Source organism: Christiangramia aestuarii, from assembly GCF_009735585.1.
Lineage (GTDB): Bacteria > Bacteroidota > Bacteroidia > Flavobacteriales > Flavobacteriaceae > Christiangramia > Christiangramia aestuarii.
The window spans coordinates 527,027-537,770 of record NZ_VJVW01000004.1 but is presented as its reverse complement, the minus strand read 5'-3'; the positions used below and the strand labels follow the sequence as shown (position 1 = coordinate 537,770).

The window sequence follows — 10,744 nt, the reverse complement described above, 5'->3', positions numbered from 1 at the left end:
TATTTTTCAGGTACTTCGTCTAAAAACAATTTTACCTAAAAAAATTCGGTCTATATTTACTATACCATAGCATAAGTAGGTTAAGTTCATGGTAGATTTGGGGCAAAAAAAGGTGGAAGTCATTCCGCCTTTTTTTATGCACATAGGTTATATTTTTCCAATAAAAAAAGCCGCCCAGAGGCGGCTTTCAATTTATTACTGAGATAATATTATTTTGCCTTTGCGTAACGGCTGGATACCTCTTTCCAATCAATCACATTGAAAAAAGCATCGATATAATCAGGACGCTTATTCTGATAATTCAGGTAATAAGCATGTTCCCAAACATCGATCCCTAAGATTGGAGTTCCTCCACACCCAATTCCAGGCATTAAAGGATTGTCCTGGTTAGCAGAAGAACAAACTTCTACTTTTCCTCCGTCATGCACACAAAGCCAGGCCCATCCAGATCCAAATTGTCCGGCAGCAGCTTTTGAGAACTCTTCTTTAAAAGCTTCAAAAGAGCCATAAGCGCTATCGATAGCCTTGGCAAGCTCACCTTCAGGCTTACCTCCTCCGTTTGGAGACATTATCTCCCAGAAAAGGCTATGATTATAGAATCCACCACCGTTATTTCTAACCGCTTTATTAGACATGTCCAGGTTCTTAAGAATATTCTCAATATTCTTTCCCTCCATATCTGTTCCTTCGATAGCGGCATTCAATTTACTGGTGTAACCGGCATGGTGCTTCCCATGGTGAATTTCCATAGTTCTGGCATCAATATGTGGTTCTAATGCATCAAAGGCATATTTTAATTTTGGTAATTCAAAAGACATAATTATCTGATTTTTTAGTGATTAGTACTTAAAGTGACCCAAATTTAGCCATTAGGGCATTTAAAGGAAATTTTTTAGTGTTATAAAATACTTAAAAGCAATGCTGTTTTGAAACTCATTTTTATTTTAAATTTAAACTTTCATAGTTCAGCAAAACCCAATAATACCGCCCTTTTTGAAAAACTCCTTTAATATTTACAACGCCTCGGCAGGATCTGGAAAAACTTTTACCCTGGTAAAGGAATACCTCACCCTCCTGTTCACCTCTTCAAAAAAAGATCTCTACAAAAATATACTTGCCATTACATTTACCAACAAGGCGGTAGGCGAAATGAAGAAAAGGATCATAGACAGCCTGGCTGAATTTTCCCAGGAAGATACTCAAAAACCGAATCCCCTAATGGAGGCCATTGCAGCCGAAACAGGTCTTAGCAAAGCTGAAATTAAATCCAAATCTTCGGAGATACTGAAAAGCATCATCCACAATTACGCGGCTTTTGAAATTTCCACTATCGACGGTTTTACCCACAGGGTTTTAAGAACCTTTGCAAGAGACCTTGGAATTCCCATGAATTTTGAAGTTGAACTAAGCGCAGAAGAAGTGCTTATGGAAGCGGTAGAAAGCCTGATAAGTAAAGCCGGAACAAACGAAAAGCTTACCAGAATTCTCATAGATTTTACCTTAACAAAGACAGACGACGATAAAAGCTGGGATATTAGCCGGGACCTTTTTAATATTTCTAGGTTACTTATCAACGAGAACCATCAAAAATACACCGGTTTACTAAAAAATAAGACCCTTAAGGATTTTGAGAAATTCGCCAAAAAACTTCGGGCCGATATAAAAATTGCTGAGGATAGCCTGAAACTTTCCGCAGAATCGTTTTTTGAGCTTATTGATGCTAATGGTATTCAGGAATCAGATTTCAGCGGACAGTATGTTCCAAAACATTTCAGAAAATTACAGACCGGTGCCGGCCAGGTGAATTTTAACGCTAAATGGGCTGAAAAGATAGAAGACGCCCCATTGTACCCCAAAAAAGTGATCCAAGATGCCAAAATGGCCCTGGATAATGCCCAGGCAGAAATAGCAGAGATCTTCAGGACTTCCAAGCAGGCCTATTTTCAGATCGAATTCTTGAACGAAATAAAGAAGAACCTGGTACAATTATCTCTCTTAAATGAGATAAACCGTGAGGTAGAAGCGATCAAGAAAGACCGTAACCTGGTCCTTATCTCAGAATTCAACCCCAGGATAAGCGAACAGGTAAAAGACCAGCCTGTACCTTTCATTTATGAACGCCTGGGAGAACGTTACCAGCATTATTTTATTGACGAATTCCAGGATACTTCTGTCATGCAATGGGAGAATCTGATCCCGCTGGTCGGGAATAAACTGGATTCTGGAGAGCCTGCCGGTTTAACCATTGTGGGAGACGCTAAACAAAGTATTTATCGCTGGCGAGGCGGGAGAGCAGAGCAGCTTATAGACCTTAGTTCTAAAAAGGTGAATCCTTTCCAGATAGAACAGGCTGTAGTGAACTTACCCGATAATTACAGGAGCGGTTCTGAAGTCGTAAATTTTAATAACAGCTTTTTTAAATTCGCCGCCTCGATGCTGAACTATCCTGAATATTCAGAACTTTTTGAGCAGTCGGCGCAGAATCCCAAAAAAGGAGATTTCGGCTATGTGAACATAAAACTTATCGAAGCCTCTAACCGGGAAGAAGAATTTGAGATATATCCTCAGGAAATCCTAAAGATAATCCACGACCTGGACCTAAAAGGATTCCAGAGAAGAGATATTTGCATACTTACCAGGAAACGTTCAGAAGGGGTCGCCATTGCAGAATACCTTAGCGAAAACGAAGTTTCAGTGATCTCTTCTGAAACTCTTCTTATTAATCAGTCAGGGGAGGTAAGATTTATAATAGACCTTCTGTATTACAGCCTCAATCCGGAGGACGCAAAAATTAAACTGAACATATTCGATTTCCTCTCAAAAAAACTTTTAAAGGACGAAGAAACTCACCAAATCCTTATCAAAAATCTACCTGAAACAGGCAGCGATTTTTTCAATTGGATCAAAGATTATGATCTGGAATTTAACATGGATAGGCTAAGCCAGCTTTCTCTCTACGAGTCTGTGGAATATATTATCAGGTCTTTCCAATTGATCGAAACATCTGATGCCTATATCCAGTATTTCCTGGACTTCGTATTTGAGACTACTCAAAATACTTCCAATGGGCTGGCAGATTTTCTTCAAAAGTGGGAACAGAAAAAGGATAAACTAAGTATCGTGGTACCAGAAGCAGATAATGCGGTACAGATTATGACCATTCATAAATCTAAAGGCCTGGAATTCCCGGTGGTGATCTATCCTTTTGCCAATTCAGACCTGCAGGATACGAGGAACGATAGCTTATGGCTGGAACTTAACGATGAAAATATTCCAGTGGCCTATGTGAATGCTTCCCAGAAAATGCTGAACTGGAATGAACATGCCGCTGAAAAATTCCAGGACCTGCTTTATAAGAACGAACTCGACACGCTAAATGTACTATACGTAGCCTGTACCAGGGCGGCTCAACATCTCTACATACTATCTAATTACAATGAAAAGCCAAAGAAAAATACCAATGTCCCAGATATACTGGTAGATTTTCTCAGGTCCACCGGGAAGTGGAACGACAGCCTAAGCTACGAATTCGGTAGCCCTGAACAAGTTTTCGAATCTAAAAAAGCCGATAACTCAAGCATCGAGCCGGAAAGGTTCTATTCTTCACCGGTGCAGAACCAGGCGGTGAATATCGTTACCAGGTCTGGTTCACTTTGGGATTCCAGGCAACAAGAAGCCATAGAAAAAGGAGAGATCACGCATGAGATCCTGGCGAGAATCGAAAAAGCAAAAGACCTGCCGCAGGCAATGGACTGGGCCGTGAATACAGGTTTGATCACCGAGAACACGCGGCAAGAAGTCTCTGAACTTATTTCGGCAATACTCACTCACCCGGAATTAAAGGAGTTCTATGAAGAACCTGCAAGTAACTTAAATGAAAGAGAGCTGATCACTACTTCAGGAAAGAGATTACGACCAGACCGGCTGAATTTTTCCGGAAATAAAGTAAGCGTAATAGATTATAAGACAGGTGGCTTTGTGGACGATCATAAAAAGCAGGTTTCAGAATATGCTAATTCACTGCAGGAAATGGGATACGAAATTGACAAATGTTTATTGATTTACACGAATAATCCCATTATTATTAAATATGTATAAAAGAAGTTTAAATTTGTGTGTCATCAAAAAAGCTGGTTGGCAACTGTAAGGCTATAAGCTACTGGTAAAGCAACAAAACTATTAACGGAAGAAAAATTTATTATTATGTACGGAGGAATAAAAGAGCATTTACAAAAAGAAATAGAAGAGATCAAAGAGGCCGGTCTTTATAAGAGAGAAAGAATAATTACCAGCCCTCAGGACGCGATGATCAAGATCGCTTCTGGGGAAGAGGTGATCAATTTCTGCGCAAATAACTACCTGGGGCTTTCTTCTCATCCTGAGGTTATTCAGGCCGCTAAGGACACCATGGACACCCATGGTTTTGGAATGTCCAGTGTTCGCTTTATTTGCGGAACCCAGGATATTCACAAGGAATTGGAGCAAAAGATCTCAGACTTTTACGGTACTGAGGACACTATTCTCTATGCAGCCTGTTTTGATGCCAACGGGGGTATCTTCGAGCCGCTTTTGACCAAGGAGGATGCAATTATTTCAGATTCCCTTAACCATGCTTCTATCATAGACGGTGTAAGGCTATGTAAGGCTGGTCGCTATCGTTATGAGAACGGCAATATGCAAGACCTTGAAAATAAACTGAAGGAAGCAAACGAGAATGGTGCAAGATATAAGCTTATAGTAACAGACGGAGTATTTTCTATGGATGGTTTGGTAGCACCACTTGATGAGATATGCGACCTGGCAGATAAATATGATGCCCTAGTCATGATAGATGAATGTCATGCTACAGGATTTATTGGAGAACAGGGAATTGGGACCCTGGAAGAAAAAGGAGTGCTGGGAAGAATAGATATTATCACAGGTACTCTTGGTAAAGCCTTAGGTGGAGCAATGGGAGGTTACACCACGGCCAAAAAAGAGATCATCGAGATCCTGAGGCAGAGGTCAAGACCATATCTTTTCTCAAATTCACTGGCACCGGCGATCGTTGGAGCTTCTATCAAGGTGTTTGATATGCTGCAAACAGACAACAGCCTGCGTAAAAAACTGAAAGAAAACACCCAATATTTCAAAAAGGGAGTTAAAGATGCAGGTTTCGAGATCATAGATGGTGAAGCTGCCATTGTACCTGTAATGCTGCACGATGCCAAGCTTTCACAGGACATGGCCGATAAACTACTAGAAGAAGGCATTTATGTTATAGGCTTCTTTTACCCGGTAGTACCTAAAGGAAAAGCCCGAATTAGGGTACAACTATCTGCAGCTCACGAAAAAGAACACCTGGATAAAGCTATTAATGCATTTAAAAAGGTAGGAAAGGAATTAGGGGTCATTTAATCTAAATAAGGGGGCTTAAAAAGTCTTTAAAATATTATCAAAATAATTGATTTTCAGTTATTAAAATGTGTATAAAACGCTTGGAAAGGCTCTGCAATTAAGAAAACTTTATTATTTTTACCTTTGTTAATATTCAATAAGCGTATACTTTTGTTCACAATTAACACTTAAAACTAAACTATTAAATATGAAACATCTTAGCAAAATTGTACTGGCCACATTACTGATATTTGGCTTTACTTCGGTTAAGGCACAGGATGCCAATAACCCATGGGCAATTGGTATTGGAACCAATGCAGTTGATTTCTATCCTGTAGGTGAAGACGCACCTCGTGGCGATTTCTTTGACCAGTATTTTAACTCAAATGATCACTGGAATACTTTACCTGCAATTTCTAAACTTACTGTTTCCAGATATATTGGAGCCGGTTTTGTTGGTGAATTTAGTGGTTCTATCAACCAGATAGACCAGTATGGAGATAGAAGTGTAGGCGATCTTGCTTATTACTCACTAGACCTTAGTGCAGATTACAGCCTTAGAGCTATGCTGAACGATGGTTGGTTTGATCCTGTAATCGGTATTGGTACTGGTTATACCTGGATAGGAGATCAGGATGGTCAGGATATTGAAAATGCCGATGCTCTTACACTTAATGGTAAGTTAGGTTTTAACTTCTGGTTTTCAGATAACGTAGCACTAACTGTAGAGTCTAGATATAAGCATGCATTCGAGCCAGAAAGCGCTAAACATTTCCAACACTCTGCTGGTATTAAATTCATGTTCGGTGGAAAAGATACTGACGGTGACGGAATCTATGATAAAAATGACGAATGTCCAGAGACTCCAGGTCTTGAAGAATTTAATGGATGTCCTGATACTGACGGTGACGGAATCGAAGATCGTCAGGATGCATGTCCAAATGAAGCTGGTCTAGCTGAATTTGATGGATGTCCTGATACTGATGGTGATGGAATCGCTGATCCAGATGATGACTGTCCAGAAGAAGCTGGTACTCCAGAAATGAATGGATGTCCTGATTCTGACGGTGACGGTGTAAGAGACGGTGATGATAACTGTCCAGATGAAGCTGGTCCAGCTGAGAACGACGGATGCCCATGGCCAGATTCTGATGGTGACGGAATCCTTGATAAGGATGATGACTGTCCAAACGAAGCCGGTCCTGCTGCTTCTAACGGATGTCCAGAGCCTAGCGCTGAAGTTATTTCTGAATTGAATGAGTATTCTAAAACTGTACTTTTCGACTTCAACAAAGCTTCTATCCGTAAGGAATCTGAAGATGCACTTAAGTCTATCGTTGATATAATGAATGAGTATCCACAAACTATTTTCCACGTGGAAGGTCATACTGATAGTGTAGGTTCAGACTCATATAACATGAAGTTATCTAAAGAGCGTGCTGCTTCTGTTGAGAAATGGCTAGAAGAAAATGGAGTTCCATCTAACAGATTGACTTCTGAAGGATATGGTGAAACTCAGCCAATCGCAACTAACAGTACTCCTGAAGGAAGACAGGAAAACAGACGTGTTGAGATATCTCTAGATAAAGAAAGAGAAATGAAAAACACTTCTGAAGACAATGAATAATTAGATTCAATAATCTAAGCATAAAAACGCTCCGCATTGCGGGGCGTTTTTTATTTTAGGGCCTATGAAATCATTTATTCGAGAAGTATTACAGAAGCTTGATAATTCTGGCACCCCTTTATCTGATACTATATTTATTTTACCCAGTAAAAGAGCGGGATCTTATCTCATTAAGGAACTTGCGTCTGTAGCCCAAAAGAATATTTTCGCCCCTTCCATATACAGTGTAGAGGAGTTTACAGAACTTATCTCAGGATTGCAATCTATAGACAATACCATAAGCCTGTTCGAGTTCTATGAAGTATATAAAAACCATACTCCCACTTCAGAAACCGAAGACTTTGAAACTTTTATCACCTGGGCACAAAGCCTCATCCAGGATTTCAACGAGATAGACAGATATCTTATAGACTATAAACCATTCTTTGATTACCTATCTGACATCCAGGATATAAACCACTGGTATCTGCAGGAGGAGAAGACAGAACTTATCAAGAAATACCTCAAGTTCTGGAAAGAACTACCTTCGTTCTACGAAGCATTGTCAGAAAGCCTGGTTTCCAAAAATCAGGGTTATCAGGGCCTTATCTACCGAAAGGCTGCGGAAAACATTGACGATTATATTGCCCGGAATGAAAAGAAACATGTTTTCATTGGTTTCAATGCCCTAAATGCATCTGAACAGCATATTATTCAGAAACTTCTGGAAAACGATCGCGCTGAAGTTTTCTGGGACCTGGACAATGTATTTTATTCCGATCCTTCGCACGCTGCTTCCCTGTTCATTCGAGACTACTTGAAAAACTGGGAATATTATAAAAGCAATCCCTACAACTCCTTTACCAGCAACTATTCCCAAGAAAAGGAAATTCAGTTTATTGGAGTGCCCAAGAATATTGGTCAGGCCAAATATATCGGGGAGATCCTTACAGATCTTGATGCCGAGCAACTGGAAAATACGGCCATTGTCTTGGGGGAAGAGGAATTATTGTTGCCGGTACTCAATTCCATGCCACCTTCCATAGGTGAATTGAATATTACCATGGGTTTTCCCATTAAGAATGCTCCTATAAATTCCCTGTTCGAGAATCTTTTCAGCATTCATTTAAATAAAGGCTCCGAATATTATTATAAAGAGGTGATCTCTATCATTAACCATCCTTCTTTAAGCAATCTTTTAAAACCATATTCAGAAAAACTGGTAAGCCGGATCAATACAGAGAACCTGGTCTATCTAAATTTCGAAAGTATTACAGCAGCTTTCCCGGCAGAGCTCAGAAAGATCATTTCGGTCTGCTTTGAACCAAAAAAGGTTTCTGTTTCCCAAATGATAGGGGACCTTCACCAGCTCATCCAGTTTTTGAAACCTCACCTTAGAGAGGAAGAAGATAAGATAGGGCTGGAATTTCTTTATCATTTCCATGTCCTGTTCAACAAGCTGGATAATTTGAATACCGAGTATCCCCACTTAAAAACCATTAAGGCCCTCTATAACTTTTACAAGGAGTTGCTCGGCACAGAAACCCTTGACTTCCAGGGAAGGCCCTTCCAGGGACTGCAATTAATGGGAATGCTGGAATCAAGGGCGCTGGATTTTGAAACGGTGATCATCTCCTCTCTGAACGAAGGAGTGCTCCCGGCCGGTAAATCTGATAATTCCTTTATTCCTTACGATCTAAAGCAGGAATACAAACTCCCCACCTACAGGGAAAAAGATGCCGTGTACACCTATCACTTTTACAGGCTTCTGCAAAGGGCGAAGAATGTTTACCTGCTTTACAATACCGAAGCTGAAGGCCTGAACTCTGGTGAAAAAAGCAGGTTTCTAACCCAGCTGGAAATAGAAAAACAACCAGCACACAAGCTGAAAAAACTTTTGATTAGTCCAAAAGTAACAAATCAGTCCAGCACATTAAAAGAAATAAAGAAAACACCTGAGATCCTGGAAAGGCTCAGGTCCCTGGCAGAATATGGTTTCTCCCCTTCTGCCCTTACGACCTATATTCGAAATCCGCTTGACTTTTACCAGCAGTATGTCCTTGGTGTACGTGACCAGGAAGAGGTCGAGGAAACCGTGGCCTTTAATACTCTTGGAACCGTGGTGCACAATGCGCTTGAGAACTTCTATAAGCAGTATGAAGGCAGACAGATCACCGAGGAGATCATCCACGAATTTAAGAAAATGGCCGACCGGCAGATCACCAAAGAGTTTGCAGAAGCCTATTCTAAGTTACCGCTGGAAAAAGGAAAGAACCTGCTCATTTTTGAGGTAGCCAAGAGGTATTTACAGAACTTCCTGAAATTTGAATTGGATAGACTTAAAGCCGGGGAAGAGATCAGGATAATTCAAATAGAAAAAGACCTGAAAGTAGAACTTCCTGTCGAAAATCTACCTTTTTCAGTTTATCTTCGCGGCAAGGTTGATCGCTTTGAAACTTCGAATGGGATTCCCAGGATCATCGATTATAAAACGGGGAAAGTTGAATCTCGAAATCTGAGCTTAGGCGACTGGGAGGAAATAACAAAAGATTATGATAATTACTCCAAAAGTTTTCAGGTTTTAACTTACGCGAGTTTGATTGCACTGGAGAAAGGCCTTAAATTCCCTGCCGAAGCAGGAATTATTTCATTTAAAAATCTAAAGTCCGGTTTTCTGAAATTCGAGAAAAAAGAACCGGGAAGCAGGAAGAAAGATTCGTTGATAACCCAGGAAACTTTAGACCTGTTTCAAACTGAACTGAAGAAATTAATAGTGGAGATCTGCGATCCGGAGATCCCCTTCATAGAGAAAGAAATTAAAAAGACGTATGGAAGTTTCTAAAGAATTGAACCTAGAGATAGAAGGCAGGCATAATAAACCCATCCTGGCCGACCTGATCTTCAAAGACGACGGAAAGCCAAAGCCGCTGGTTATTTTTTGCCATGGTTACAAAGGATTTAAGGATTGGGGCGCCTGGGAGGCCATGGGCGAAAGAATGGCCGAGGCAGGCTTCTTTTTTGTAAAATTCAATTTCAGCCATAACGGGACCACTCCAGAGCATCTAACCGAATTTATGGATATTGAAGCTTTTGGAGACAACAACTACATCATAGAATTAGACGATCTGCAGAAAGTTATCGACTGGATCCTCTTGCCAGACTTCAAGTTCGGTAAACAAATAAAGCCAGATGACATTAACCTTATTGGGCATTCCCGTGGTGGGGGAATATGCGTGATAAAAGCTGCGGAAGAAAAAAGGATCACCAAACTGCTTACCCTGGCGTCGGTTTCAGACTTTGCTTCCCGTTTCCCTGAAGGGAAAAAGCTGGAAGCCTGGGAAAAGAAAGGAGTTTACTATATCCAGAATACCAGGACGGGACAGCAGTTACCTCATCACTACCAGTTCTATAAGAATTTCAGGGAGCACAGGGAACGCCTGAACATTAAAAAGGCGGCTAAAAAACTGCAAATCCCCCATCTTATTGCCCACGGAAGCAGCGATACCAGTGTTTCTATTGGAGAAGCCGGTAACCTTTTTGAATGGAGTCCAGCTCCAAAACTACTACTGGTAGAAAATGCAGATCATGTGTTTGGCACCAAACATCCATGGGAAGAGGAAGAATTACCAAAAGTTTTTAGGCATGTGATCGATAAAAGTATCGATTTCATGAAAACAGAATCCAAAGTGCTCTGGGATGAGTATGGAGATTCAGATGACGATTAAAACTAAAGACCACTGCCAAAAACAGTGGTCTTTTTTG

At 40.5% G+C, this 10,744-nt stretch carries 6 protein-coding genes; 5 read left to right on the top strand and 1 reads right to left on the bottom strand.

Features of this window, described 5'->3' with window-relative positions; genetic code table 11:
• Nucleotides 1-209: 209 nt before the first annotated feature.
• Nucleotides 210-818 (bottom strand): superoxide dismutase, encoded by a 609-nt coding sequence (locus FLP08_RS12800; RefSeq protein WP_156277168.1) that lies wholly within the window; start codon nucleotides 816-818, stop codon nucleotides 210-212.
• 175 nt (nucleotides 819-993) lie between these two features.
• Here FLP08_RS12800 and FLP08_RS12795 point away from each other — a divergent pair, with 175 nt between their 5' ends.
• From FLP08_RS12795 to FLP08_RS12775, 5 genes are all read left to right on the top strand, one after another.
• Nucleotides 994-4,098 carry a UvrD-helicase domain-containing protein gene (locus FLP08_RS12795; protein ID WP_156277166.1) on the top strand — a complete coding sequence of 1,035 codons (3,105 nt, stop codon included), beginning with the start codon at nucleotides 994-996 and terminating at the stop codon, nucleotides 4,096-4,098.
• 105 nt (nucleotides 4,099-4,203) lie between these two features.
• On the top strand, nucleotides 4,204-5,397 hold the full coding sequence (gene kbl / locus FLP08_RS12790) for a glycine C-acetyltransferase (protein WP_156277164.1): 1,194 nt from the start codon (nucleotides 4,204-4,206) through the stop codon (nucleotides 5,395-5,397).
• A 187-nt stretch (nucleotides 5,398-5,584) separates the two neighbouring features.
• Nucleotides 5,585-7,003: an OmpA family protein gene (locus FLP08_RS12785; protein WP_156277162.1), complete on the top strand. Its 1,419-nt coding sequence runs from the start codon at nucleotides 5,585-5,587 to the stop codon at nucleotides 7,001-7,003.
• A 64-nt stretch (nucleotides 7,004-7,067) separates the two neighbouring features.
• The gene (locus FLP08_RS12780; RefSeq protein WP_156277160.1) at nucleotides 7,068-9,824 is read left to right on the top strand and encodes a PD-(D/E)XK nuclease family protein; all 2,757 of its coding nucleotides are present in this window, start codon (nucleotides 7,068-7,070) and stop codon (nucleotides 9,822-9,824) included.
• Nucleotides 9,811-10,707, top strand: coding sequence for an alpha/beta hydrolase family protein (locus FLP08_RS12775; RefSeq protein WP_156277158.1), 897 nt, complete (start codon nucleotides 9,811-9,813; stop codon nucleotides 10,705-10,707). Before FLP08_RS12780 ends, FLP08_RS12775 begins: the two co-directional genes overlap by 14 nt.
• The last annotated feature ends 37 nt before the right edge of the window (nucleotides 10,708-10,744 follow it).